This is a genomic window from Helicobacter pylori (assembly GCF_001653475.1).
Taxonomy (GTDB): Bacteria; Campylobacterota; Campylobacteria; order Campylobacterales; family Helicobacteraceae; genus Helicobacter; species Helicobacter pylori_CM.
The window spans coordinates 830299-855796 of sequence record NZ_CP011487.1; the positions used below are offsets into that span (position 1 = coordinate 830299).

The window sequence follows — 25498 nt, forward strand, 5'->3', positions numbered from 1 at the left end:
TAATTATAACATAAAAGAACGCTTTTTTAAGGGTTTAAGCGTATTCCTACCCCTATACGATTGGAAAAAACATCGTATTCATACAAGCCATCGCCATAGCCGTTAAACCACTGTGCATAAATCCCCACAAAAGGGTTAATGCGGTAGGTGTAGCCTAAGCGGAAAGCTCCATGCCAGCGATCATAACGCCAGTATTGCGTGAAAATATCATAAAGTTGCAATTCAAAATGATGGCGTCCTCTCCTGTAATCAATTTTAGCGTTACCATACCCCATATAATCAATCAAATTAGGGTTGGATTGATCATAAGGGACATAGGGCCAATAAGCGACCATGATTTTCAAGCCTCCCTTTTCCCACACCAAACGAAACACAGGGCGTTGCCCCGCGCTCACAGAACGACACCCCCCCCAACGCACATCTTTTTGCCCGTTATAATCTTTAACGATTACAGGCTCTCCTGGAAACTGGTTTTCAGGATTACCTTCTTTATTAAAAGGCTGATAGCATTCAGCACCCCCCACGCCATTAGAAATGTGTTGCCAACCTATCCAAATTTCAGAAAAATTCCCTATTTTACCCCCAAAAGGTTTAAAATTAATAGGATAAACATAAATGAGTTCAGGCATGAAATTCATCATTCGCATGGGAGCGGATTGGGGGTTATTGTAAATTTGAAACCAGTTAGTTTGGGTATAAGCCAGATAAAGCGTGCCTTTAGTCCAAAGAATATGCCTAAATACAGGCACTCTAAAACTAATTTGGAACTTAAACTCATTGCGTTGATACGGGTTGATATTGGGGTGGTACCATTGGTAAATGGGGGTGAAACTATGATAAAAAGGCATAAAATAAGTGCCTAGATAATCCATCATGTTTAAATATTTTTTAGCAAAATCCACCCAAGAATGTTCTTTGGGGGCTTTTTGTGGAGGGAGATACCAGGAATTGGACAAATCGTTTTGCGTTTTAATGATGTGCAAATCCTGTTTGCGCAAATAGTAGTTATAATCCACCTTAAAATTATCTTGTGAAAATTTTTTGCCTTCTAACTGACAAACTGCAAAAATCATAAAGAGCAAAATGCTTTTCATCAAGCATCCTTATTTCACTTAAATTGCAAGATGAAAATCGCTAAAATCACTACAGGTGCGATAAAACGAACGCTGAAATGCCACGCTTTAAAAGCGTTTGCATTAAAGAAATGCTTCGTGGCTAAAAGAGAGTGCTTTTTATTTAAAATCCATCCTACAAACAAAACTGAAAACAAGCCTCCCAAAGGCATTAAAAATGAAGAAGTGATGAAATCCAGCCATCCAAACACGCTCTTATGAGCAAAACTCAAAAACTTAGCGTATCGTTCATTCATAGAAAGAATGACTAAAACGCCTAAAACATACACGACAATCCCTATCCATAGCGACGCCTTAAGACGCGAAAAATTAAAACGATTGATTAAATAAAGCGCTAAAGGCTCTACCAAAGAAACCGTAGAAGTGATCCCAGCAAAAATAAGCGCCATGAAGAAAAAAAGCGAGACGATCTGCCCGCTTATTCCCATTTTAGCGAAAGTCAAAGGTAAGGAAATAAAAACAAGCCCTGGCCCTTGAGACACATCTGCATGGTATTCAAACACAAAGGTAAAAATCATCACCCCAGCAATCAAAGAGATTAAAATACCAGGCAAGACAATAAATAAAGAGCTTTTGAATAGATTTTCTTTTTTGGGCGTGAAAGCTGAATAAGTAATAATTGTGCCTACCCCCAAACTCAAAGAAAAGAACATCTGCCCTAAAGCGTCCATAACAACCTTAAAATCAATCTTTTGAATCTCAAAATCAAATAAAAAGCGCAAAGCTTTAGGCATGCTTTCTAAAGTCATCGCATAGATTAAAAGCCCTATGAAAATCACAAACAATAACGGCATAAGTACTACATTTAATTTTTCAATCCCCTCTTCAATCCCCCTAGAAACAAACCATATTGTCGGCAATAAGCATGCACTAAAGCCAATAACAGGCCAGATTAAACTGCCATTTTGGAGCATGCTAAATTGCATTTTAGCTTGCTCTAAATCTTTAGGCAAATCAAAAGTTACCACAAAAAGATAGTAAAGCACCCAGCCTAACACCACCGCATAAAAGGATAAAATGAGAGGACCGCCTAAAATAAAAAAAGAAGTGAAAGGGTAATATCTTTTCCTTTTAGGATCTAGTATTTGATAATTAGAGATAACATCTTTTTTACCCAAATTCCCAATCAGCATTTCTACTAAAAGCATAGCAACGCCTAAACTCAAGGTTAGCACTAGATATAAAAGCACAAACGCACTCCCCCCATTATGGCCTACCATATAAGGAAAGCGCCAGATATGCCCTAAACCGATAGAGCTACCCAAAGTGGCTAAAATAAAGCCTAATTTAGAAAATTTTCCCATGCTACATATTTTAATAAATCTTGCTCAACCAAATGGAAAACACAATTAAAGGGGTGATATATTTAAGCAAGAAATACCAAGTTGCAAACAATTTAGGGCCTAAAAAGTGTGTGCTCAAAAGACGCAATTTTTCTTTTTTCAAAACCCAGCCCATAAAAATAAAGGTTGCCATCCCGCCTAAAGGCATGATAATGGTGCTTGAGGCAAAATCTAACCAATCAAAAAGACTTTTTTCAAAGAAAGTGAGTGAGTCTTTATAATCGTTATGAAGCGAAAAAATCAACACCACGCCTACGATAAAAATTAGCACTACAAGACCCCAAGTAACCTTAAAACGAGAGTATTGATACCTTTCGGTAAGATACATCACGCTTGGCTCTAATAAAGCCACCGTAGAAGTGATGCCAGCAAAAGCGAGCGCGAGCAAGAAAAGAACTGAAACAAGAGTGCCTATCGCTCCCATTTGGCCAAAAACCACCGGTAAAGAAGTGAAGATTAACCCTGTACCTTGTGAGACATTCGCCCCATATTCAAATACAAAAGTGAAAATCATAAGCCCTGCCACAAGAGAAATCAAAATCCCTGACAAAACCACCCAAATAGTGCTTTTAAGCAAATTCTGCGTTTTATCAGTAACCGCAGCATAAGTGATATTGATCCCTAAACCTATGCTTAAAGAAAAGAAAACCTGCCCCAAGGAATAAGTGAACACTTGAGAAGTCAAATCTTTTGGTTTGAAATCAAACATGAAATGAAAAGCTTTAGAAAAAGAATCCATGCCCATCGCATAGAAAAGCAAACCAAAAAAAGTAGCAAAGAGTAAGGGCATTAAAACCAAATTGAGTTTTTCAATGCCTTCTTTAATCCCCCTAGAAACAATCCATCCGGTTATCAATAAAACGCTAAAAAGCCCTATGGATTGTAACCTAATGGATTGTAAGGTATCATTAAAGATTTGTTCAGATTCTTGGATACTGTTAGGCAAATTAAAACTAATGCTCACTAAATAATAAAGCACCCAGCCTAAAATCGTGCCGTAAAAAGTCAGTATTAAAGGCCCAGAAATAAGCAAAAGCCCTGCGTATTTCCAGCGTTTTTTAGGGTTAGTGTCAAGCTCTTTAAAAGCTTCTATTACATTTTTTTGCGTGCTTTGTCCTAATAGCATTTCAGCGATAAACATCGCCGCACCAACGCTTAAAGATAAAAATAAAAACAATAAAACAAAAGCACCCCCACCACTCACCCCGGTCATATAGGGGAAACGCCAAATATGCCCTAAACCTATCGCGCTTCCTAATGCGGCTAAAACAAATCCTAATTTAGAAAAATGATTACCCATATCTTAAACTATTAAACTCCTTGTAAATGATTAAAATTAAAGAGCTATGCCCTCAATCGTCCAACTATTGCTGCATTAGTTTTTTAAAATCTTTAAAGATCTTAAGATTTAAGAAAAAACCCACTTTAAAAATACCTGAAAAATATAGAGCAACGCCCCTAGATTATACTATAGTTAAGTTACATATTGTATAATTTTAGGAAAATTTCATTATTTAAGTAAGGGGAATTAATGCGCTGTAGGGTATATTACGAAGATACCGACTCTGAAGGCGTGGTCTATCATGCGAATTATTTAAAATATTGCGAAAGGGCTAGGAGCGAGTTTTTTTTTAAACAAAATGTCTTGCCAGAAAATGAAGAAGGCGTGTTTGTTATCCGCTCTATCAAAGCGGATTTTTTCACCCCAGCAAGCCTTGGGCAGGTCTTAGAAATAAGAACGCAAATTAAAGAATTAAGAAAGGTTTTTGTGGTGCTTTTCCAAGAAATTTATTGTATCCAAAACGCTTCCTTAGAACCCATGAAGCCTTTTAAAGTTTTTGCTTCAGAAATCAAGTTTGGCTTTGTCAATCGCTCTACATACAGCCCTATTGCCATTCCTAAATTGTTTAAGGAGTTGCTCAATGCCGTCTGATTTAGAAAAACCCACTATTATTTACCCTTGCCTTTGGGATTATAGGGTTATTATGATCACCAACGATACAAGTGCGTTAAAAGAGCTTTTAGAAACCTACCAACGCCCCTTTAAATTGGAATTTAAAAACGCTTCTAAAAACGCTAAATTTTATAGTTTTAATGTTTCTATGGAAGTTTCAAACGAAGCAGAACGGAATGAGATTTTTCAAAAAATTTCACAATTAGATATTGTGGCACATGTGCTTTAATCCCTTAAAACAAACGCTTTAAATTTTTCACCCCTTTCTTTATACGAAGAAAATTGATCCAAACTAGCCGCACTGGGTGAAAGCAAAGCCATTTCATTTGGCGATAAAACGCTTTTAATTTCTTGAACCGCTTTTTCTAACTCCAAACAAACTTGACAAGAAACATTAAATTCTGACGCTAAGGCTTGGATGATAAAAGCGCTTGATCCTATCGCATAAAGGCTTACTTCATGGTTTTTAAATTCTTCAAAAAGGGGGGTTAAATTGACCCCTTTAATATCGCCCCCTAAAATCAAATGGATTTTTTGGTTTTTAAAGGTTTTTAGGGCTTGTAAGGTGGCATCAATGTTCGTGGCTTTGCTGTCATCTACCCACAAACGCCCTTGTTTATCCCTAAATTCTTCCATTTTATGCGAGCCGATTTTAAAAGCGTTCAGCCTTTTAAGGGCGTTTTCTCTATAATCTTGCCATTTTAAATTCTTTATTTTTAAAAATTGTTCATAAACTAAAAGGGCTAAGGCAGCGTCTAATAAAAACGCTCCCTTAAAACAAAGGGCGTTAGAAGGGATTTCTAAACACTCTAAAATCTCTTCGCTTTTGTCAAAAAAGATTTTTTGTGCTTGCGAATTTTGAATCATAGGGTGTTCTTTGAATTTTAAAGGGAGGATAGCGAGCGAAGTTTTAGGCATCAGTGTTAGAACCTTGAGTTTAGCGTTCAAATAATTTTCAAAATTGCAATGCCAAGTCACATGATCGGCTTCTACATTGATGAGCAAGTAGATTAAAGGGTAAGCCTTATTCGTGTAATGCAAAGAAAAGGAGCTTGTTTCTAACACCCACAAAAGCGATTGTTTTTCAAACAATTCAATCAAGGGCGTGCCGATATTCCCCCCACTCACAGCCTTAAAATCTTCTAAAAGCGTAGTGAGCATTTCTGTCGTGGTGGTTTTACCATTAGTGCCGCTAATACTTATTATGGTAGGCGTGAAAACCAAATCAAACAAGCTATCAATATAATCGTATTCGCTCACTAAATGCTTGGCTTTTATGACTAAAGGGTGCGTGAAACTAATGCCAGGGCTGACTATCTCTAGTTGGGAATCATTAGGGTTAAAATCCTTGCTGGGATAGCAAAGAAAACCCTCGCTATCTTTAAAAAATGAAGTGAATTTATCATCAAAAAATTTGACTTCGTTATGGTTTTTTTTAAAAAAACGCCCTAAGGCTAGAGTGGTTTTGCCATGCCCAAATAAAGAGATTTTCATTTAACGCACCTTCAAGCTTAAAAGAGCGACTAAATTACTCAGCATAGAAATGATCCAAAAACGCACGATCACCTTATTTTCTGCCCAACCCTTTTGCTCAAAATGATGATGGATAGGTGCCATTAAAAAAAGGCGTTTTTTACGGGTTTTATAACTCCCTACTTGCAAGATCACGGACAGAGTTTCTACCACAAAAATAGATCCCATTAAAACCAATAAGATTTCATTATGCGAAACAATAGCGTTATAAGCGATAAACCCCCCTAAAGCCAAACTCCCGCTATCGCCCATAAACACGCTTGCCGGGTTGCAATTATACCACAAAAAGCCAAAGAGCGATCCCACTAACGCTAACGAGACAACAAACAATTCCCCCACATCTATGACTTTAGGATAGAGCAAGTATTTAGAAAATTCCGCATTCCCTGCCACATACACAAAGATAGAAAGGCTTAAGAGGGTGAAAATGCTAGGCACGCTCGCTAATCCGTCTAACCCATCGGTTAAATTCAGTGCATTACTCGTGGATAAAAAAACCAACACCCAAAAACCAACCGCTAAAATCGCGGGCATTTCAAACAAGGGGTTTTTCAAAAAAGGCGCGTATAAAAAAGTGTCTAACCCCTTAAGGCTCAACAAAACAGACACCACAAGCGAAAGGACAAAAAGCATGCTAAATTTCATTTTCGCGCTCATCCCGGCGTTGCTTTGTTGGTTGATTTTAGTGTAATCGTCTCTAAAACCCACAAAATTAAAGCCCACTAACACGATTATCCCTAACAACACATAAAGATTACTCAAAGACGCGCACAACACGCTCGCAACAATGGTTGCAAAAACAAAAACAATCCCCCCCATCGTAGGGGTATCCTTTTTATTCTGGTGGCTTGGCACGAAGCTAGAAATGGGCTGGTTAGCCTTTTTAGCCTTGGCCCATAGAATGAATTTAGGCATTAAAAAAAGCGTGAGGAAAAAGGCTATGAAAAACCCTAACCCTGCTCTAAAGGTCAAATACTGGAAAAGATTGATATTAAAATAGCCATATAGTAAAGAATAGAGCATAAAATCCCTTGTGGTAAAATCGCCATGCTTGAAATCAGAAAAAAAGGAAATTGTAGCGCAAATTGATTTACTTAAAAATAGCATAAATAGGGTATGATGGGAGTTCATTTTAATTTTTTAGGAGTCTTTTATGGAGCGTTCGCTTACTTTTAAAAAAGTTAGAGTTTATTCTAAAATGTTAGTCGCTTTAGGGCTTTCAAGCGTCTTAATTGGTTGTGCGATGAATCCAAGCGCTGAGACAAAAACACCAAATGACGCCAAAAACCAACAACCAGTTCAAACTCATGAAAGAATGAAAACAAGCTCTGAATATGTTACGCCGATAGATTTTAATTATCCAGTGCATATTGTTCAAGCCCCACAAAACCATCATGTTGTAGGTATTTTAACGCCACACATTCAAGTGAGCGATAATCTAAAACCCTATATTGATAAGTTTCAAGACGCTTTAGCCAATCAAATCCAAACTATTTTTGAAAAAAGAGGCTATCAAGTGTTGCGTTTTCAAGATGAAAAAGCTTTAAGCGCACAAGATAAGAGAAAGATTTTTTCCGTTTTGGATTTGAAAGGGTGGGTAGGAATCTTAGAAGATTTGAAAATGAATTTAAAAGATCCCAATAATCCTAATTTAGACACGCTAGTGGATCAAAGCTCAGGCTCTGTATGGTTTAATTTTTATGAGCCAGAAAGCAATCGTGTAGTCCATGATTTTGCTGTGGAGGTAGGAACTTTTCAAGCAATGACCTATACTTACAAACATAGTAATTCTGGAGGGCTTGATTCTTCAAACAGCATTATTCATGAAGGTTTAGAAAAGAATAAAGAAGACGCGATACATAAGATCTTAAACAGAATGTATGCCGTTGTCATGAAAAAGGCTGTAACAGAACTTACAGAAGAAAACATCGCCAAATACAGAGACGCTATTGACAGAATGAAAGGCTTTAAAAGTTCTATGCCTCAAAAAAAGTAGTTCTTAAACGAACCATTTAAAAATCAGCCTTAAAATCAGTCTTTTTAAAGGCTATTTCAAGTATAATGTCAAATTTATTTCAATAATTAAGGATACACAATGGCAAAAAGATGCGCTTTAACTTTCAAAGGGCCTATGATAGGCAATCATGTCAGTCATGCGAACAACAAAAATAAGCGTCGCTTACTCCCTAACTTGCGATCGATTAAGATCCAATTAGACGACGGCACGACTAAACGCATTAAGGTGGCTGCTTCCACTTTAAGAACCATGCGTAAAGGGGCTTAGCCGTTTAGGGTTTTTATAACATCTTTAAAAAACCCTTAAAACTAAACTTCTTATTAAGTATCAATCTAGTGCGATTGGGTTTGATATTTTAAGGGAGTTTAAAAATGAAACGCTTTCAAATGCTTTGAATTGATTGGGATCTAGGAATTAGTTTTGTTTGAAAAGTTGAAATTTTTTAAAACCAAAAAAGACGATGAAATTCAGCCAGAAGTCAATTTAAATTCTGAAATCTATGAGCAATTTAAGGTTTTTAGACTCCCGCTTATTTTAATCCAATTGCTTGTGCTTTTAGGCACTCTAGGATATTTAGCCCTAGAAAATTATAGCCTTATGCAAGCTTTCTTTCAAACGACTTACACCATGACAGCTACAGGGTTTGGTGCTTTAAATGAAAGCCAGTTCGGGCCTATAAGCATTTTTTTAACTTCCATTTTAATGTTTTGTGGGGCAGGAATTATTGCCTTTAGCGTGGCTATTTTAATTAGCGTGGTCAATAAAGGCACGCTTACCAGATTAATTAAGGAGAAAGGTATGATTTATAAAATCGCGCGCCTTAAGGATCATTATGTGATTTGTTACCACAATGAATACACTATTGAATTGAGTAAGCAGTTCCGCTCCGCTCAAATCCCTTTTGTGGTCGTAGATAATGACCCTAGTTTTGAAGAAGAAGCCATTAAGCACAAATACCCCTACTATATCATAGGCGATCCGCACACCAATTTAGCCATGCTAAAAACCCACCTGAGCAGCGCTAGGGGTGTTGTGGCTTTGTCTAAGATTTTACCGGTGAATGTGGCGTTAATGGTGAGCGTGCGCTTGTTTGAAAAGGAATTAAAGCGCAAACCTTACTACATCATTGCGAGCGCGCATAGCGATGAAGGCTTAGAAAAATTAAAAAAATTAGGGGCTGATATGGTGGTTTCCCCTACAAAGCTTATGGCACAAAGAGTGAGTGCGATGGCGGTGCGTCCGGATATGGAAAATATCTTAGAACGCTTTATCAATAAAAAAGACACGCTTTTAGACTTAGAGGAGGTGATTGTCCCTAAAACCAGCTGGCTTGTGTTAAGGAAATTAAAAGAAGCCCATTTCAGAGAGATCACTAAAGCGTTTGTGATTGGTATCACTCAAAAAGATGGCAAATACATCCCCATGCCCGATGGAGAAACGATCATTGCAAGTGAATCCAAGCTATTAATGGTTGGCACTTCAGAAGGTGTTGCGACATGCAAGCAACTCATTGCTAACCATCAAAAACCCAAAGAAGTGGATTACATTTCCTTGTGACTTATACAGCCCTTTTTAAATAAAAAAGGCTTGGCTCTCATCAAATATGGATAATAAAATCTAAAATACTAAAAACATTTTTTACAATCAATAGCAAAGAGCTTGGCGTTAGTCAAAAAGTTTTAGCCATTCATGTTTGATGAGAACCGATCCAAGATTTAAACGGATTTGAGGCTTATTTTTCTCACACCCATACGCTCAATGAGAGTTAATGTTACAACCCTTTTAATCCCCTCTTTGTTGAAAGGATTTTTAAACTTTTTTAAACCATGTTTTAACTTGTTCTGTGATTTGCTTATCATGATCATTCTCTTTGCGTTTTTGAAGCGTTGCCCTAAATTTTGCGCAAAATAAATCTTCATCAATCTCCCAATCTAAAATTTTACTCTCCTTTCTTGCTTTTCTCTAAAACATAATCGCTTAAGTCTTTGGCTTTTTGCTCCCATCCGCCTTGGATATAGATAACATTCCTAATATAATAAGCACTCGCAAATAAGCCGCTAAATTTTGGCTTGAGCGTGTCTAAAAGCTCGTTAAATGCGTTTTGTTTAGCAGTATTGATTTCACTTTTAGCTTTATTTTTATTGCCCTATCGTTTCAAGGCTTTTTTTTAGATTGAATGGGATTTAATATTAGGGATTTCATACATTGAATGCATTTGCATTGGAATGCATTTGGGGCATTATAGCAGAAAATTCGTTTTTTTTTTTTGTCATTTTGGAAAAATTTTGTCATTTTTTTACTTTTGATGCGTTTTGTTTCGTTTGTGGTGGTGTTAGGATTATGGTTAAACTTTTTTCTTAAGAAGAGAATGGTTGCGGAGAATGGATTTGAACCACTGACCTTTGGGTTATGAGCCCAACGAGCTACCGGACTGCTCTACTCCGCGCCAAAATACGCTAAAAGGGAAAATGGCTGGGGTGCAAGGATTCGAACCTCGGAATGCCAGGACCAAAACCTGGTGCCTTACCGCTTGGCGACACCCCAACAAAATAAAAGAAGCATTATACAAAAGCTTTTTAAAAAAGTCAAGCTAAAATGCTATAATTTCATCATGGAAAACGGATTTGACCCCCTCATTTATCAACGCTATCTCAAAAAGAAAGAAACATTTTTACTTTTTAAAAAAATCGCTCAGGTGTCTGCGTTTAAAAATTTAAAACTCCAACTCAAGCAAAGAGAAGTGATTAAGCGCTGTATTTCTCAAGCTTTAGGGGATTTGAAGAAAGGGTTTAGATACGCTAAAATAGAACACAAAATCCTAAAAATCTATTTCACGCACCCTAGCTATTTGAAAGCCTTTAAGATAGAAGAAGACCATTACACCAACAACCTAAAAGCCCGTTTTTTAGAAACGCAAAAAATCCTAAAAGCTTTGAATTGCCCTTTTGATTTTAAGACTATCCAAGCGAGCGTGAAAAAAAGAGCTTATCAAAAACCGGTTGTGAAAAAAGAAAAAACCCCTAAAAGCGTGAATGTCAATTGCGATGGTTTGAGCGATTTCACTAAAAAGCAATTTTTAAAGCTCAAACGCGCTTGTAACGATAATACGCTGCGCAAGCCCCCTCAGAGCTGACCATGCAACTGCCGATTGGGTTTTGTGGGGTGCAAGTTTTAGCGAATAAGGAGCAGTCTAAAGGCTTAGCAATGCCTTTTAAAATTTCCCCACACTTGCATGCCTTGTTTTCTTTAGAGGTTTTGTGGCTTAAGTGTTCTTTAAAGACTTTTTCAGCGTCATAAGAGGCGAATGTTTCTTTGAGTTTTAGAGCGGAATGTTTGATATTCCCCAAACCTCTCCATTCAAAATTTTCCCTCACTTCCATGCATGCATGCACTAACTCTTGCGCTTTCACATTCCCCTCATAACTGACCGCTCTTTTATACTGGATTTCTAACTTGGCTTCTTTTTTTAGGGCTTGTTTGATGAGCATCAGCACGCTTTCTAATATATCCACCGGCTCAAAACCGCTCACAATAACAGGGAGTTTGAAGCGATCCACTAAAGGAGCGTAGATTTTAGCGCCGCTTATCACGCTCACATGGCTAGGGGCTAAAAGAGCGTTAATCTGGCATGCTGGATCTTTTAAAATCGCGCTCACGCTTGGAGGCACTAAAATGTGGTTAATGTGGAAAAAAAGATTGTGGAGTTTTTCTTTTTTTGCATTCAATAAAACGCTAGCGCTCATGGGTGTTGTGGTCTCAAAACCGATCGCAATATAAATGACTTTTTTATGCGGGTTTTCTTTAGCGATTTCTAAAGCTTGCATGGGCGAATACAAAAAGCGTGCATCTAGACCCTTTTCTCTCGCTTGTATCAAACTCCCATAGCTCCCTGGGACTTTCATCATATCCCCTAAACTTAAAATAATGCTGTCTTTGATCGCAGCGAGTTCGTAAGCTTCATCAAGGCGCGCTCTTGGCATCACGCATACCGGACACCCTGGTCCATGCACAAACTCTAAACTACTAGGCATCAAATCTAAAAGCCCGTATTTCATGATAGAATGCGTATGCCCTCCGCACACTTCCATGATGACTAATTTTTTTTCAAGTTTAAAAGCGAGTTTTTTGATTTCATTAGAGAGCACTAAAATGGTTCGCTTGTCTCTAAAAGGAGCGATGAGATGATTAACGCTCATTATCACTCATGCGTTTCGTTCATTTTGGCGATCATTTCTTGATAAAGCTCAATGGATTCTAGGGCTTCTTTTTCATCAATCTTACTCATCACATAGCCGATGTGCAACAACACATAATCGCCCACTTTAACGGATTCGCCCATTAAATCCAAGCTCGCCTCTCTTTGAACGCCTAAAGTCTCTAAGAGCGCCACATTATCGTTAATGGCTATGACTTTAGAGGGGATCGCTAAACACATTAAAACGAATGCGTGGATTGGTAATTTTCACGCTTTTTTTCTAAAAGAAAATCTTTAAAATCTTCCAAGCTTTTAGGATCTTTGGAGCTCATTAAAAAAATAGGCGCTTCAGGCTTTAATTTTTGCATGTCTTCTTTGACTTGAGAAACCCTGAAATTAAACACCTCAATCATATCCGCTTTACTGATAATCACAGCGTCCGCACACATGAACATCGTAGGGTATTTTAGCACCTTATCATCGCCCTCTGGGACTGAGAGTAATACGATATTCATCGCCGCTCCTAAATTATAGCTTGAAGGGCAAACCAGATTCCCTACATTTTCAATGATTAAAAAATCGCTTTTTTCTAACGCTCCCTCATCTTTGAGTAAATCAAACGCCCCTTCAATCATGCTCGCTTCCAAATGGCACGCTTCGCCGGTGGTGATTTGGTGTGCATTCACGCCTTTTTTACGCAATCTGTCCGCATCTCTATTGGTTTGCAAATCGCCCTCTACCACGCAAAACTTAAAGTCTTTAAAATCCGCTAGATTTTCTAGCATCGTGGTTTTACCGCTGCCTGGAGAACTCATGAAATTCAGCACATACAACCCTTCTTGTAGATAGCGTTCTTTCATTTCAGCGGCTTTAATGTCGTTCTTGCTCAAAATCTTTTCCACGATTTTGACATCTTTTTTACTCAAATTAGGGTTATTTTGTAAAGATTCTTTTCGTTGTTCGCTCATGCTTGTTCCTTTCTTTTAAAATTTTCGTATTGTAGCGTGCTTAATTAAACGACTATGATTTAACAACTTCTTTTATCTTCTTGGCTAATTTTTTTAGATCAGAAAACCCGCCTATTTTAACCCCTTTCGTTGCTGTCGTCTTTATTCTTTAGCACTAACCTAATGATCCTCCCATATGATGATTAATAAAATTATGGTTAAAAGCAAATACCAAGTATTCGTGAAAACAACTTTCATCATTTTATTTTCCTTATTTTTTACTTAAAGATAGCCTTATAACGCTATTTTCTAAAGCGTCCAAACGATGCAAAACTTGGGCTTCTAGGCTGATTAACGCCCCTTTTGGCATTTCTATTTTTTCATTTTCTGCTTCAAAAATGATTTTGCCCTCTAAAACCTGCACGCTGATAGCTCCTGGAGCCTTGTGTTTGTCCAAGATCGCTCCCTTAGGCATGCAAATGCGGATTTCCTTATTGGAAGAATTTTCATTCAGTGCTTCAATGTGGAGTTTTTCAAAATGAACGCCCTCTAAAAAATTAACCACTTTCATCAAACAACCTTTATTTTAATTTTTCTACTATTTCTTTCGCTTGTAAAGCGATTTCTAGCTCTTCATCAGTAGGGATTCGTAAAACCTGGACTTTGGTGTCAGGCTGGCTTAAATTCACTAGAGCGTTGCCCGGATTGTCGTTCGTGGGTTTGTGTAAAGCGATCCCCAAATTTTCTAAGCCTTCACACACGCTCTCTCTTAAAGCCGAGTAGTTTTCCCCTAATCCCCCTGTAAAGATAACTGCATCCACTTTTTTTAAGACTACCATGTAAGCCCCAATATACTTTTTAATGCGATAAGCACACATTTCAAAAGCGAGCTTTGCTTGCTTATCGCCTTTTTCTTTTCTGGCTTCTATGTTTCTGGCGTCATTATCCCCACAAATGCCTTTCAAGCCGCTTTCATGGTTTAAAATTTTCATCACTTCTTCTAAGCTCTTGTTTGCGCATTGTGCAATATATTCCACCACAGTAGGATCAATATCCCCACACCTTGTGCCCATAATCAAGCCTTCTAGTGGGGTTAGCCCCATAGAAGTATCCACGCTTTTACCATTTTGAATGGCTGCTGCGCTGGAGCCGTTCCCTAAATGCAAACTGATAGCGTTAAATTTCTCATAAGGGATATTCAAAAACTTCGCCGCTTCTTTAGCCACATAATGGTGTGAAGTCCCATGAAAGCCATAACGGCGGATTTGATACTTTTCATACAATTCATAAGGTAAAGCATACATGTAAGCGTAATTAGGCATAGTGGCATGGAATGCGGTGTCAAAAACAGCGATTTGAGGGATATGGGGGTGCGCATTTTTAACAAACTCAATACCGGCTAAATTCGCCGGGTTGTGTAAGGGGGCTAAAATAGAAAGCTTGCCAATTTCTTGCATGACTTTTTCATTGACTAAGACCGGGGCATGGAATTTATCCCCCCCTTGAACCACACGATGCCCTATAGCGTCAATTTGATCAAAATCTTTGATGATCCTCATTTTCGTTAAATTCTCACGAATCATTAAAAGCCCGCTCGCATGATCTTTAATCACAAGCTTTTCTTTAAGCTCTTGATCGTTATGGTGCAAATGCGATTTGATTTTCAACTGCCCTATTTCTTCGCCGATTTTTTCGGCTAAACCGCTCGCTAAGGGCTTATTTTCTTGCATGTCAAACAATTTAAACTTAATAGAGGAACTACCCAGATTCAAAACTAAAATTTCCATCAATTTCTCCTAGTCAATTAATCTTGCGCTTGAATAGCACTAATCAAAACGGTGTTGATAATATCTTCCACTGAAGCACCCCTACTCAAATCGTTAATGGGCTTGTTCAAACCTTGTAAAATGGGCCCTATCGCCACGGCTTTAGCGCTCCGTTGCACCGCTTTATAAGCGATATTCCCAGCGTTTAAATCCGGGAAAATAAAAACGCTAGCTTGACCGGCCACTTGGCTATTAGGCATTTTTTTCTTCGCTACGCTTTTATCAATGGAAGCGTCAAATTGTAAAGGGCCATCAATTTCTAATGTTGGATCTAAACGCTGAGCGATTTCTCTAGCTTCGTTGATTTTGTCTATCATTCCGCCTTGCGCACTATCGCCTGTCGCATAAGAGAGTAAGGCCACTTTAGGCACGATATTGAATCGCTTAGCGCTTTGCGCGGAAGTGGTAGCGATCTCAGCCAATTCTTTAGGGCTAGGGTTAGGGATAATCGCGCAATCCCCAAAAACTAACACTTGAGTGTCTAAACACATTAAAAACACGCTTGAAACCAAGCTCACGCCGGGCTTGGTTTTAATGATTTGTAAAGCGGGCCTAATCGTCTCAGCTGTGGTGTGATTCACCCCAGAAACCATCGCATGCGCATAACCTGAATGCACGAGCATGGTCGCAAAATAAGTCTTATCCAACACTAATTGTTTAGCTTCTTGTTCACTCAAGCCCTTTGATTTTCGCAATTCATACAAATGATTAGCGAACTCTTCTCTATAATGAGAAGTGCTAGGATCAATGATTTCTGTATTTTCTAAATTCAAGTTCAAATGTTTCGCTTGGGAATTAATAACCTCTTTATCGCCTAATAAAATCAATCCCACCGCACCCATAGCGTTTAAGCGATGCGCGGCTTTTAAAATCCTTTCATCTTCGCTCTCTGGTAAAACCACTTTTTTAACCTGTTTTTTAGCCTTTTTTTCCAAACTCATTTGAAAGGCTAAAGGGGTAGTAATCTTGCTTTTTATTTGTAGCACGCTTTCCATCAGATCCGCTTCTAATTCGCATTGTTGCTTGCAAAGAGACGCGCTTAAAAAATTTGGTTTTTCAAGCATTTCACCTGCGAATAACCCTACAGCGAAAGGGGCTTCTTTTTTGATAGCGTGGAAATGCATGGCTTTCAAACGCTCTAAACTCGTTTGCGCAACAGCCACAATAGGAGCGTTTAAATGCTTGGCTAAAATGGTGTTTAAATCTAAAAGAGCGTTTAAGAAAAAATTCGGTGCATACCCTAAACCAATGACAAAATCATGCGTGGTTTGTAATTCATCGTATTTTTTTAGAATCGTTTCAAATAGTAACTCTTCTTGAGCAACGCTCGCAAGCTCTAAAGCCTTTTGTTTGTCTATGGCACTATGAAACTCTAAAGGGTTCAAGCCCCAGCACTCCAAAAAGCCCTCACACCCCCCATCAATGGGCGAAAACAATGCGATTTTTTGATAGCGTGGCTTTAGTGCTTTTAAAAGGCTCTTACAAGCGACCCCCAAAACTTCTGTATCCTCTGGGTAAATCCATAAACTTTGCATGCCAATCTCCCTAAAACTATCGTTTTTTATTTTAATTGTAGCAAAATTTAATTAAACCTAAACGAAACCATAATTTTATAAAAAATGCTTTTAGCATTTTACAACACAATTATAAAATAGCTTGACTCTAGTCAAGTGATAGCTTATTAAAAAAGCGCTCTTGGGGGTTAAGGGGGTATTATCGCAAAATACCCCCTATTCCCTTAAGGGAATGAGTTTTACTATAAAGAATTAAGGTTAAAAAACCCATTTTTTAAAGATTAAAAATCAGATTTTAGAATATTTAATGAAAACAGAGTTAAGGAACTCTTTTTGCTTAACTCCCATCATGTAAAATAAAAGAGTCGTTTTAAAGGATAATCATGCCATCTTTTGTTAATCCCATTCACACCAACGCAAGCGCTTTGAATAGCGGAGCGAAAAACGAAGTTAAAGACAAAAACGCCCCTAAAAGCGCATCAAAGGATTTCAGTAAGATCTTAAACCAAAAGATCTCTAAAGACAAAAACGCCCCTAAAGAATCGCCACATCCTAACGCTTTAAAAAACACGCCTAAAGACGCTAAAGCGCTTGAAAAAACCCCTACCCCACACCACCAACACGCTCAAGATTTCGCTAAAGACCAACAAGCCCCTACTCTAAAAGATTTGCTCAACCACCCAAAAACAACCGCTTCGCATGAAGCTCAACATGAGACCCACAAGATCCATGAAACTAACCAAAAAACCCCTAACGAAACTTTAAACAAGAATGAAAAAAAGCCTAATGAAGTTATTTCTAACGCTCATCAAGCGAATTTAACCCATAAAAACCCTATAACCCCCACTAACCCCACTAACAACGCTATCAAAAACCCCACAGCCCCAACTCATAACGCTAAAGAGCCAAAAACCCTTAAAGACATCCATACGCTCAGCCAAAAACATGACTTAAACGCTAGCAACATTCAAGCAACCACTCCGTTAGAAAAAAAAGAAACCCCCTTAAGTGCGAGCGATCCGCTTGCTTTAAAAACAACGCAAACGCCCATTAACCACGCCCTTGCAAAGAACGACTCTAAAAACACCGCCAACCTTTCTAGCGTTTTGCAATCTTTAGAAAAAAAAGAATCGCCAAATAAAGAACACGCAACCCCCCCAAATAATGAAAAAAAAACGCCCCCTTTAAAGGAAGCTTTATTAATGAACGCTATTAAAAGGGATAAAACGCTTTCTAAAAAAAAGTCAGAAAAAACCCCTACTAAAACCCAGACTACAGCCCCAAGTGCGATGCCAGAAAGCGCCCCTAAAATCCCTCTTAAAATGCCTCCTTTAATGCCTTTAATAGGGGCTAACCCCCCTAGCAATAACGATCCAACGCCCCTAGAAAAAGAAGAAAAAACTAAAGAAGCAAGCGATAATAAAGAAAAAATTAAAGAATCCAATAACAGCGCTCAAAGCGTGCAAAACACCCCAAACAGCGATAATAAAGGCACCGCCCCTAAAGAGACGATCAAGCATTTCACCCAACAATTAAAGCAAGAAATCCAAGAATACAAACCCCCCATGAGTAAGATCTCTATGGATTTATTCCCTAAAGAATTAGGAAAGGTTGAAGTGACCATTCAAAAAGTGGGTAAAAACCTTAAAGTGAGCGTGATTTCTCATAACAACAACTTGCAAACCTTTTTAGACAACCAACAAGATCTCAAAAACAGCCTGAACGCTTTAGGCTTTGAAGGGGTGGATTTGAGCTTTTCGCAAGATTCTTCTAAAGAGCAACCCAAAGAGCAATTAAGAGAGCCATTCAAAGAGCAGGAATTAACCCCCTTAAAAGAAAACGCCCTAAAAAGCTACCAAGAGAATACGGATAATGAAAACAAAGAAACGAGCATGCAAATCACTCTTTATGCGTGATTTTAAGCAAGTTTGCTCTATAATAAGACATCTTTAATAAGGAAGAGATCATGGCCATTGATTTAGCAGAAGTTACAGGAGCTAAAGCCGCACAAGAAAAGAAAAAAGAGCAACCCACAATCGCTAACGGGTTGGATAAAAACGCTTTCATGAAACTCTTTTTAGAGCAATTGAAAAATCAAGACCCCACCGCTCCTATGGAAACGGATAAAATCATCACCCAAACCGCACAACTCACGCAAGTGGAAATGCAAGAAGAAAACAAAAAAACCATGCAAGAAGTCGCCAGTGCGATGAAATCCAATAAAGAAACTAACGAGTCTTTAAAAGACTTTCAAGGTGCTTTAAAAGACACCATGGAAAACCTTAATAAAGGCATGGACGATAGCCTAAAAGCTAATAACGCTTTAAGGGAAGTGAGCGCGCTTAATTCTGTGAGCATGATAGGCAAAATCGCTGAAACCGATGTGAGCGGGGCGAATTTTGATGGCAACAATAAGCTTTCTTTTTCGCTCTTTTTTGATGAAAAAATTGACGCTTCTAAAGGAGTGCCAGCGATTCAAATCCTGAATGAAAACAATGAATTAGTCAAAACGATTTCTTTAAAAGATTATAACGGGCAAAAGGGGTATATCAATTTTGAATGGGACGGCTTGAACGAAAAAGGCGAAAAAGTCCCTAAAGGCAATTATAAAATCAAGGCTGAATACAATTTAGACTCTCAAAGCAAGCAGTATTTGCAAACGCGCATTGGTAGGGGCGAAGTGGAAAGCGTGATTTTTGATAAAGGCAAGCCCATGCTAAGAATGGGCGAAATGATTTTACCCATAGACAGCGCGATAGAGTTTTATCAACCGGATCAAAAACCCCTTGATCAAAAGCCCCAAAAACTTTCTGAACAAAAACCCCAAACCCCCCCTAAAGAGACAGCATGAACGACACCTTATTAAACGCTTATAGCGGGATTAAGACCCACCAGTTTGGCATTGACAGCCTTTCAAATAATATCGCTAACGTCAATACTTTGGGCTATCGCTCCAATGATCCGGAGTTTAAGACCCTATTTTCTTCGCATTTAGACGCTCTAAACGCCAAATCCGTTGTGGCTAATGACCGAAATTACGGCGTTACAGGCTCAGGCAATGTCCTTTCTAATAAAGACGGGGAATACATGCCAAGCGAGGGGGAATTCCACATGGCGTATCAAGGCAAGGGCTGGTTTGTGATAGGGCCAAATAAAAACGGGGAAATGACCATTAATAAAGACGGCTTTAGCAAAAAACAGGATAATTTTCTCACGCGCGCCGGTAATTTCGCTAGGGACGCTGATGGCTATTTAGTAACCCCTGAAGGCTATTATGTCTATGGCATTGATTTGAAAAAAATCAAAGACGGCACGCTCAATTCCACCGCTAGAGATGAAGACATTGAAAAATTGCATGGCAACACCCTTTCGCCCTTACAAATCCCCCAAGATTTGACTTACCAGCCCGTGCTTAGCACGAAAGTGGGTATTAGCGTGAATTTAAACCCTAAAGACCATTTAAAAGGCGTGCAAGATTTTTTCTTAAACGATAAGGGCGAAATCATTAAGGAGCGTTTTTTAAACCAGGATATTAACGCTTTAGCGAATGACGATAACGAGCCAATAGATGCGATCACTAATCGTAAATTAAACATCAGTATCCAAAAAGAAAATGGCAAAAAAGAGGATTTTGTTTTCACTTATGGGGATGTTGAAAAAGGCGAAAACCAATTCAAAACTTTAGGCGATTTGCAAAAACTCTTTAAAGAAAAAACCGGGCTAGACTTAAACCTCATCAAAAGCGAAAAAGACGCCAAAAGCCCGCCCCTTTTATTAGAGATCGCTAACCCTAGCGAAACGCCTATCGCATTTAGCTTGAGTGGGGGCATTGCGGATAAATTGGGCTTGAATGCGAATGGAATGGAATTGAAAAAGGGCATTAGCAGGGATTCAGTAGCGATTAAAATCCCTTATTACAGCACAGAAGTGGATATTTATGATAAAGCCGGGGATAAATACTTGCTCCAAAGCGAATACTACATGACCAATTCCAATGATCCCACATCAAGCCCCACGAGTAAAAGGAAAAACCAAACTTGGGAAGTGAAAAGCTACATCGTGGATCCCAAAAACAAAACCCCTATCAATGATCCTACTTGGGAAATTGTCGGCTTTGATTCAGCCACGCACAAGATGAAATCCGCCCCCATGACTTTGGATTTTAAAGGTAATAAGCTCACCTATTCTTTAGATAAAAGCGAAAACCATGATTCTAGCGATTTGTCTTACCAAGACTCTAAACTCTTAGAAGCGAGCCAAGACGGAAAGCCTAGGGGCATTTTTAGAGACATGCGCATTGAAGAAAATGGTGTGATTTCTCTAGCCTTTAGTAACGGGGTGGTAGAGCCGGTCGCTCGCATCGGTATTTTAGCTTTCACTAACGATCAAGGTTTAAGAAAAATCGGCGGTAACCTCTATGAAATGCAAGAAGGCACCATTAATGGCGAAAACAGACCCCTAAGCGGTAACCCTATTTTAGGGTGGGACGAAGAGGGCAAACTCAAGTTTGGGAAAATCAGGCATAAATATTTAGAAACAAGCAATGTGAATGCCGGGAACGCCCTAACCAATCTCATTTTAATGCAAAGAGGCTATTCTATGAACGCTAGAGCCTTTGGCGCAGGCGATGACATGATTAAAGAAGCCATTAGCTTGAAAAAATAAGGGGCTAAAATAAGGAGTATGGTAAAATATCCTTTTTAATAAGGATATTTAATGATACCCACACAGCTTAATGAAATTGCAGAATTTTTAAAAACAAACCCTTATAATTTGTCTCAACCCTTACAGGATGGACGCTTAAATTCATCTGTCAATGAAGAAGAAATTTTAAACACCATCAAACATTCTTTTCCTATCCAACTACCAAAAGCTAGAGAATGGTGGGATTTTAGTTTTGAAGAAAACGATATTTTTTATCCTGTTAATATTAAAATCACCACCACAAAAACCGCTGACAATCTTAATTGTAAATTAGGGATTTATTATGCGTTGTGTGGCTTATTGCCGACTTTCAATAACGAAATTGCATGGGGAGAATACTTTCAAAAACTTCATAAAGACTTAGGCAAAAACACCAATAGAGACTATTATTTTTTAATTATCAACAAAAACGATCCTAAAGATATTTTTATCAATTCCTTAAAAGGTATTCAAACCCTCCAACCTAATGGCAATAACTTACCCTTTCAATGCAAGTGGGATAACAACAGAGAAATCATTCAAAGAGACTTTGATGGGAGTAAAAATTTTATTTTAAGCACTCTAGCTAAAAGCGTTGAGTTACGATCCAGTATTTATTTAAAATTCAAAGAATTTTTTGGAGGGTTTTTTGTATAAATTGGATGTTAAAACTTTAGGGCAGGTTTTCACTCCTAAAAATATAGTGGATTTCATGCTCACTCTAAAGCACAATCATGGGAGTGTTTTAGAGCCAAGCGCGGGCGATGGGAGCTTTTTAAAGCGCTTAAAAAAGGCTGTAGGGGTTGAAATCGATCCTAAAATCTGCCCTAAAAATGCCCTTTGCATGGACTTTTTTGACTACCCTTTAGAAAATCAATTTGACACCATTATTGGTAACCCGCCCTATGTCAAGCACAAGGATATTGCACCAAGCACTAAAGAAAAACTCAATTACAGCCTTTTTGATGAAAGGAGTAATCTATATTTGTTTTTCATAGAAAAAGCGATCAAGCATTTAAAACCTAAAGGCGAATTGATTTTCATCACCCCAAGGGATTTTTTAAAATCCACTTCTAGCGTGAAATTAAACGAATTGATTTACAAAGAAGGCACAATAACGCATTTTTTTGAATTAGGCGATCAAAAGGTTTTCCCAAACGCCATGCCTAATTGCGTGATTTTTCGTTTTTGTAAGCGCGATTTCAGTAGAATCACCAACGATTGTTTGCAATTCGTGTGCAAAAAAGGCATTTTATATTTCCTCAATCAATCTTACACGCAAAAATTAAGCGAGGTTTTTCAGGTTAAAGTGGGGGCAGTGAGCGGGTGCGATAAAATTTTTAAAAATGAAAAATACGGGAATTTAGAATTTGTCACCTCAATCACGAAAAGAACCAATGTTTTAGAAAAAATGGTTTTTGTCAATCAGCCTAATGATTATTTACTCCAGCATAAAGACAGCTTGATGCAAAGAAAGATTAAAAAATTCAATGAAAATAATTGGTACAAATGGGGGAGAATGCATCACATATCCCCTAAAAAACGCATTTATGTCAACACCAAAACGCGCCAAAAAAACCCTTTTTTTATCCACCAATGCCCTAATTATGACGGCTCTATTTTAGCCCTATTCCCTTATAACCAAAACTTGGATTTACAAAATCTCTGCGATAAACTCAACGCTATCAACTGGCAAGAATTAGGCTTTGTGTGCGACGGGCGTTTTTTGTTTTCACAGCGCTCTTTAGAAAACACGCTTTTGCCTAAAGACTTTTTAAATGAGGATCAAACTTGTTAGAAACTTTGCAATTAAACCCTGAGCAATTAAAAGCGGCTTCGGCTTTGAAAGGGTATAATTTAGTGATTGCGAGCGCTGGCACAGGAAAGACTTCTACGATTGTGGGGCGCATTTTATACCTGCTTGATAACGGCATCAAGCCTGAAGAAATCTTGCTTTTGACTTTCACCAATAAAGCGAGTAGTGAAATGATTGCAAGGGTGGCTAAATATTCCAAATTAAGCTCCAAAATTGAAGCGGGCACTTTCCATGCGGTGGCGTATCGCTATTTAAAAGAGCATTACCCTAATTTAAGCCTAAAGCAGCCTAAAGAATTGCGAAAACTTTTAGAAAGCATTGTGGACACTAAAAACGCGCTGGCAGATGACGATAAAAAGCCCTACACTCCGCAGCATTTATACGCTCTCTATTCTCTTTATACCAACGCTCTCAAACAAGAAGATTTTAGCGCATGGCTTTCTAGTAAAAACCCTGAACACACGCCATACGCCGCCTTTTATGAAAACATTTTAAAAGAATTTGAAAACACTAAAAAAAAGCATAATTATATGGACTATAACGACTTACTGCTGCTGTTTAAAAAAACGATGCTAGAAAGATCTAGCCCTTATAAAGAAGTGCTTTGCGATGAGTTTCAAGACACTAACCCCTTACAAGAATCCATTTTAGACGCTATCAACCCTCCCAGTTTGTTTTGCGTGGGCGATTACGATCAGAGCATTTACGCTTTTAATGGAGCGGATATTTCTATTATTTCTAATTTCACTCAAAAATACAAAAACGCCCAGGTTTTCACGCTCACCAAAAACTACCGCTCTTCTAAAGAGATTTTAGATCTCGCTAATCAAGTGATACAGCATAACCAACGCATTTACCCTAAAAATTTAGAAGTGGTGAAATCAGGGCGTTTCAATAAACCCACGCTTTTAAATTACAACGACAATATCGCGCAATGCCAAGACATCGCTAAACGCATTGTCATGCGAAAGAATTTTAAAGAAGTGGCAGTGATTTTTAGGAATAACGCGAGCGCGGATCAATTAGAAGCCGCTTTAAGATCCCACAATGTGCCAAGCAAAAGAAAAGGGAGCACAAGCTTTTTTGAATCCAAAGAAGTGGCGTTAGCGTTAGATATTTGCGCGCTAATCTTTAACCCTAAAGACATTATGGCGGCAATTCATGTTTTAAGCTATATCAGCGATATTGGCTCTAACACCGCTAAAGATATTCATGAGGCCTTAATGCTTTTAGGCGATGGCGATCTCAAATCAGCCTTAATTCAGCCTAATAAAGAAGCCAAAATTTACACGAAGAAAAAAGAAATCACCTCTATGGGGCTTTTTGAAGAAATCTTTGCCCTAGAAAACAGCTCAAGGTTTAATAGCGTGATGGATAAAGCGTTTCATTCGCACCCGGTGTTGATGCACCCTAAAATCTCACTCAATGGGGCTAAAATGCTTAGCGATTTTTTCATTCTTTATACCAAAGCCTCTACCCATTCCCCTAGCGCTTTAATCACACACATTCTAAAAAGCGCGTTTTTTCAAACCTTTAAAACACGCCTTTTAAAAGAGCGATCCAAAAATAAGGATGGCTCTTATAACGAGTTTAAAAAACTCCAAGCGCAAAAACGCTTCAATGAAAAAATGGACTTACTGAGTTCTTTGGCAAAAAATTACCAAAATTTAGGGCGTTTTTTAAACGGCACTTTAATAGGCTCTAGTGAAGCCACGCAAGGTGAGGGCGTGAATCTATTGAGCGTGCATGCTTCTAAAGGCTTAGAATTTAAAGATGTTTATATTATAGATTTAATGGAGGGCCGTTTCCCTAACCACAAGCTCATGAATACCGGTGGGGGCATTGAAGAAGAAAGGCGGCTTTTTTATGTCGCTATCACAAGGGCTAAGGAAAATTTATGGCTTTCTTATGCGAAAAACGAATTGAGAGAAAACGCCAAACCTAAAGAGCATAAGCCCTCGGTGTTTTTGTATGAAGCGGGGCTTTTGAAACCCGATTCAAAATAAAATGGATTTTTGTATGTTTAAGCAGAAAATAAATGACTTTCATGGTAGTGTCTTCACACCAAAACGCTAGCATATCATTTGAATATAGTGGGATTTTGTGGGATACAGGAAAACGCTAGCAACCATAGATTTCAACTCTAGCTTGCACTAGAGCCAAAATTTTAGTATAATGGCGTTGCGAGAGCCATTAAAACTATGATTACTAATAATAACTTTATAGTTGGTTATCTCCTTTCGGGGTAACCACCCGCTATTACCCCAAACCCTAAACATGCTCCAAATTTTCGCAACAAACAAAAGAGAAACCCAGAAATTACTATTTGCGTTGGCGTGATTTTACATTAAAACCCTAAGAATGCCAAAAAGCATTTTTAAAACCCACAAAAATTTAAGGCTAATCCCCCATGAAATCCCGTTTTTTTTTTTTGTAAAAAGCGCTCCAATGGTTGTAACTTTATTGCCTTTATAAGGGGTTTTTAAGGGGATTTTTAAGGTTAGTTTAATTTTTATCATGCGAAAATACCACAATTA

At 38.3% G+C, this 25498-nt stretch carries 24 protein-coding genes, 2 tRNA genes and 1 pseudogene; 12 read left to right on the top strand and 15 right to left on the bottom strand.

Features of this window, described 5'->3' with window-relative positions; translation table 11 throughout:
- Positions 1-26: 26 nt before the first annotated feature.
- From AA974_RS03985 to AA974_RS03995, 3 genes are read right to left on the bottom strand one after another with little or no spacing between them, the layout of a single operon-like run.
- A complete protein-coding gene (locus tag AA974_RS03985; RefSeq protein WP_064433524.1) occupies positions 27-1094 on the bottom strand; it encodes a phospholipase A in 1068 nt (355 codons plus the stop codon).
- Between the two features lie 14 nt (positions 1095-1108).
- Positions 1109-2437, bottom strand: coding sequence for a sodium-dependent transporter (locus AA974_RS03990; RefSeq protein WP_064433525.1), 1329 nt, complete (start codon positions 2435-2437; stop codon positions 1109-1111).
- A 10-nt stretch (positions 2438-2447) separates the two neighbouring features.
- Positions 2448-3776: a sodium-dependent transporter gene (locus tag AA974_RS03995; RefSeq protein WP_064433526.1), complete on the bottom strand. Its 1329-nt coding sequence runs from the start codon at positions 3774-3776 to the stop codon at positions 2448-2450.
- Positions 3777-4007: 231 nt separating this feature from the next.
- Between AA974_RS03995 and ybgC the strand changes: the two genes are divergently transcribed.
- Positions 4008-4409: an acyl-CoA thioesterase YbgC gene (ybgC, locus tag AA974_RS04000; protein ID WP_001203798.1), complete on the top strand. Its 402-nt coding sequence runs from the start codon at positions 4008-4010 to the stop codon at positions 4407-4409.
- The gene (locus tag AA974_RS04005) at positions 4399-4659 is read left to right on the top strand and encodes an HP0495 family protein (RefSeq protein WP_064433527.1); all 261 of its coding nucleotides are present in this window, start codon (positions 4399-4401) and stop codon (positions 4657-4659) included. Before ybgC ends, AA974_RS04005 begins: the two co-directional genes overlap by 11 nt.
- On the opposite strand, the gene murD is transcribed toward AA974_RS04005, so the two are convergent.
- On the bottom strand, positions 4656-5924 hold the full coding sequence (murD, locus tag AA974_RS04010; protein ID WP_064433528.1) for a UDP-N-acetylmuramoyl-L-alanine--D-glutamate ligase: 1269 nt from the start codon (positions 5922-5924) through the stop codon (positions 4656-4658). The two genes, AA974_RS04005 and murD, sit on opposite strands and share 4 nt — an antisense overlap.
- The gene (mraY, locus tag AA974_RS04015; RefSeq protein WP_064433529.1) at positions 5925-6986 is read right to left on the bottom strand and encodes a phospho-N-acetylmuramoyl-pentapeptide-transferase; all 1062 of its coding nucleotides are present in this window, start codon (positions 6984-6986) and stop codon (positions 5925-5927) included.
- Between the two features lie 130 nt (positions 6987-7116).
- On the opposite strand from mraY, the gene AA974_RS04020 reads away from it, so the two are divergent.
- From AA974_RS04020 to AA974_RS04030, 3 genes are all read left to right on the top strand, one after another.
- Complete coding sequence (locus tag AA974_RS04020; protein WP_064433530.1) at positions 7117-7959, top strand: HpaA family protein; 843 nt, start codon at positions 7117-7119, stop codon at positions 7957-7959.
- Between the two features lie 99 nt (positions 7960-8058).
- Positions 8059-8247 carry a 50S ribosomal protein L28 gene (gene rpmB, locus AA974_RS04025; RefSeq protein ID WP_001118998.1) on the top strand — a complete coding sequence of 63 codons (189 nt, stop codon included), beginning with the start codon at positions 8059-8061 and terminating at the stop codon, positions 8245-8247.
- Between the two features lie 153 nt (positions 8248-8400).
- Positions 8401-9537 carry a potassium channel family protein gene (locus tag AA974_RS04030; RefSeq protein ID WP_064433531.1) on the top strand — a complete coding sequence of 379 codons (1137 nt, stop codon included), beginning with the start codon at positions 8401-8403 and terminating at the stop codon, positions 9535-9537.
- A 382-nt stretch (positions 9538-9919) separates the two neighbouring features.
- On the opposite strand, the pseudogene AA974_RS08045 reads toward AA974_RS04030, so the two are convergent.
- The 3 genes and pseudogenes from AA974_RS08045 to AA974_RS04045 form a co-directional block, all read right to left on the bottom strand.
- A pseudogene (locus AA974_RS08045) lies at positions 9920-10120 on the bottom strand (ATPase); the annotation flags it as partial.
- A gap of 229 nt (positions 10121-10349) precedes the next feature.
- Positions 10350-10426, bottom strand: a tRNA-Met gene (locus AA974_RS04040).
- A gap of 23 nt (positions 10427-10449) precedes the next feature.
- A tRNA-Gln gene (locus tag AA974_RS04045) sits at positions 10450-10524 on the bottom strand.
- Between AA974_RS04045 and AA974_RS04050 the strand changes: the two genes are divergently transcribed.
- On the top strand, positions 10499-11113 hold the full coding sequence (locus tag AA974_RS04050; protein ID WP_154815441.1) for a hypothetical protein: 615 nt from the start codon (positions 10499-10501) through the stop codon (positions 11111-11113). The genes AA974_RS04045 and AA974_RS04050 overlap by 26 nt on opposite strands.
- Here AA974_RS04050 and hypD read toward each other — a convergent pair.
- The 6 genes from hypD to pta form a co-directional block, all read right to left on the bottom strand.
- The gene (hypD, locus tag AA974_RS04055; protein WP_064433534.1) at positions 11064-12176 is read right to left on the bottom strand and encodes a hydrogenase formation protein HypD; all 1113 of its coding nucleotides are present in this window, start codon (positions 12174-12176) and stop codon (positions 11064-11066) included. The two genes, AA974_RS04050 and hypD, sit on opposite strands and share 50 nt — an antisense overlap.
- 2 nt (positions 12177-12178) lie before the next feature.
- A complete protein-coding gene (locus AA974_RS04060; RefSeq protein WP_000335461.1) occupies positions 12179-12415 on the bottom strand; it encodes a HypC/HybG/HupF family hydrogenase formation chaperone in 237 nt (78 codons plus the stop codon).
- Entirely contained in the window at positions 12415-13143 is a 729-nt protein-coding gene (gene hypB / locus AA974_RS04065; protein WP_064433535.1) for a hydrogenase nickel incorporation protein HypB, read from the bottom strand. The genes AA974_RS04060 and hypB overlap by 1 nt, the downstream gene beginning before the upstream one ends.
- Positions 13144-13393: 250 nt before the next feature.
- Entirely contained in the window at positions 13394-13693 is a 300-nt protein-coding gene (locus AA974_RS04075; RefSeq protein ID WP_064433536.1) for a cupin domain-containing protein, read from the bottom strand.
- A 10-nt stretch (positions 13694-13703) separates the two neighbouring features.
- Positions 13704-14909 (bottom strand): acetate kinase, encoded by a 1206-nt coding sequence (locus AA974_RS04080; protein ID WP_064433537.1) that lies wholly within the window; start codon positions 14907-14909, stop codon positions 13704-13706.
- A gap of 17 nt (positions 14910-14926) precedes the next feature.
- Complete coding sequence (gene pta / locus AA974_RS04085; protein WP_064433538.1) at positions 14927-16483, bottom strand: phosphate acetyltransferase; 1557 nt, start codon at positions 16481-16483, stop codon at positions 14927-14929.
- Between the two features lie 362 nt (positions 16484-16845).
- On the opposite strand from pta, the gene AA974_RS04090 reads away from it, so the two are divergent.
- The 6 genes from AA974_RS04090 to AA974_RS04115 are packed head-to-tail and all read left to right on the top strand — an operon-like array spanning position 16846 to position 24967.
- On the top strand, positions 16846-18378 hold the full coding sequence (locus AA974_RS04090; RefSeq protein WP_064433539.1) for a flagellar hook-length control protein FliK: 1533 nt from the start codon (positions 16846-16848) through the stop codon (positions 18376-18378).
- A 50-nt stretch (positions 18379-18428) separates the two neighbouring features.
- Entirely contained in the window at positions 18429-19313 is an 885-nt protein-coding gene (gene flgD, locus AA974_RS04095) for a flagellar hook assembly protein FlgD (RefSeq protein ID WP_064433540.1), read from the top strand.
- Complete coding sequence (locus tag AA974_RS04100) at positions 19310-21127, top strand: flagellar hook protein FlgE (protein ID WP_064433541.1); 1818 nt, start codon at positions 19310-19312, stop codon at positions 21125-21127. Before flgD ends, AA974_RS04100 begins: the two co-directional genes overlap by 4 nt.
- A 51-nt stretch (positions 21128-21178) precedes the next feature.
- Positions 21179-21802 carry a hypothetical protein gene (locus AA974_RS04105; protein WP_064433542.1) on the top strand — a complete coding sequence of 208 codons (624 nt, stop codon included), beginning with the start codon at positions 21179-21181 and terminating at the stop codon, positions 21800-21802.
- Entirely contained in the window at positions 21783-22943 is a 1161-nt protein-coding gene (locus AA974_RS04110; RefSeq protein ID WP_064433543.1) for an Eco57I restriction-modification methylase domain-containing protein, read from the top strand. The genes AA974_RS04105 and AA974_RS04110 overlap by 20 nt, the downstream gene beginning before the upstream one ends.
- Positions 22937-24967 (top strand): ATP-dependent helicase, encoded by a 2031-nt coding sequence (locus AA974_RS04115; RefSeq protein WP_064433544.1) that lies wholly within the window; start codon positions 22937-22939, stop codon positions 24965-24967. Before AA974_RS04110 ends, AA974_RS04115 begins: the two co-directional genes overlap by 7 nt.
- 336 nt (positions 24968-25303) lie before the next feature.
- Here AA974_RS04115 and AA974_RS07830 read toward each other — a convergent pair whose 3' ends face one another.
- The gene (locus AA974_RS07830; RefSeq protein ID WP_154815442.1) at positions 25304-25480 is read right to left on the bottom strand and encodes a hypothetical protein; all 177 of its coding nucleotides are present in this window, start codon (positions 25478-25480) and stop codon (positions 25304-25306) included.
- Between the last annotated feature and the right edge of the window lie 18 nt (positions 25481-25498).

What these genes read in the sequence shown, in the direction of transcription:
- rpmB (WP_001118998.1), top strand. Translation starts at nt 8,059, where the DNA reads ATGGCAAAAAGATGCGCTTTAACTTTCAAAGGGCCTATGATAGGCAAT.
- AA974_RS04005 (WP_064433527.1), top strand. Translation starts at nt 4,399, where the DNA reads ATGCCGTCTGATTTAGAAAAACCCACTATTATTTACCCTTGCCTTTGG.
- AA974_RS04100 (WP_064433541.1), top strand. Translation starts at nt 19,310, where the DNA reads ATGAACGACACCTTATTAAACGCTTATAGCGGGATTAAGACCCACCAG.
- AA974_RS03995 (WP_064433526.1), bottom strand. Translation starts at nt 3,776, where the DNA reads ATGGGTAATCATTTTTCTAAATTAGGATTTGTTTTAGCCGCATTAGGA.
- AA974_RS04060 (WP_000335461.1), bottom strand. Translation starts at nt 12,415, where the DNA reads ATGTGTTTAGCGATCCCCTCTAAAGTCATAGCCATTAACGATAATGTG.
- murD (WP_064433528.1), bottom strand. Translation starts at nt 5,924, where the DNA reads ATGAAAATCTCTTTATTTGGGCATGGCAAAACCACTCTAGCCTTAGGG.
- AA974_RS07830 (WP_154815442.1), bottom strand. Translation starts at nt 25,480, where the DNA reads ATGATAAAAATTAAACTAACCTTAAAAATCCCCTTAAAAACCCCTTAT.
- AA974_RS04020 (WP_064433530.1), top strand. Translation starts at nt 7,117, where the DNA reads ATGGAGCGTTCGCTTACTTTTAAAAAAGTTAGAGTTTATTCTAAAATG.
- AA974_RS04080 (WP_064433537.1), bottom strand. Translation starts at nt 14,909, where the DNA reads ATGGAAATTTTAGTTTTGAATCTGGGTAGTTCCTCTATTAAGTTTAAA.
- AA974_RS04090 (WP_064433539.1), top strand. Translation starts at nt 16,846, where the DNA reads ATGCCATCTTTTGTTAATCCCATTCACACCAACGCAAGCGCTTTGAAT.
- AA974_RS03985 (WP_064433524.1), bottom strand. Translation starts at nt 1,094, where the DNA reads ATGAAAAGCATTTTGCTCTTTATGATTTTTGCAGTTTGTCAGTTAGAA.
- AA974_RS04075 (WP_064433536.1), bottom strand. Translation starts at nt 13,693, where the DNA reads ATGAAAGTGGTTAATTTTTTAGAGGGCGTTCATTTTGAAAAACTCCAC.
- flgD (WP_064433540.1), top strand. Translation starts at nt 18,429, where the DNA reads ATGGCCATTGATTTAGCAGAAGTTACAGGAGCTAAAGCCGCACAAGAA.
- hypB (WP_064433535.1), bottom strand. Translation starts at nt 13,143, where the DNA reads ATGAGCGAACAACGAAAAGAATCTTTACAAAATAACCCTAATTTGAGT.
- pta (WP_064433538.1), bottom strand. Translation starts at nt 16,483, where the DNA reads ATGCAAAGTTTATGGATTTACCCAGAGGATACAGAAGTTTTGGGGGTC.
- mraY (WP_064433529.1), bottom strand. Translation starts at nt 6,986, where the DNA reads ATGCTCTATTCTTTACTATATGGCTATTTTAATATCAATCTTTTCCAG.
- AA974_RS03990 (WP_064433525.1), bottom strand. Translation starts at nt 2,437, where the DNA reads ATGGGAAAATTTTCTAAATTAGGCTTTATTTTAGCCACTTTGGGTAGC.
- AA974_RS04105 (WP_064433542.1), top strand. Translation starts at nt 21,179, where the DNA reads ATGATACCCACACAGCTTAATGAAATTGCAGAATTTTTAAAAACAAAC.
- ybgC (WP_001203798.1), top strand. Translation starts at nt 4,008, where the DNA reads ATGCGCTGTAGGGTATATTACGAAGATACCGACTCTGAAGGCGTGGTC.
- hypD (WP_064433534.1), bottom strand. Translation starts at nt 12,176, where the DNA reads ATGAGCGTTAATCATCTCATCGCTCCTTTTAGAGACAAGCGAACCATT.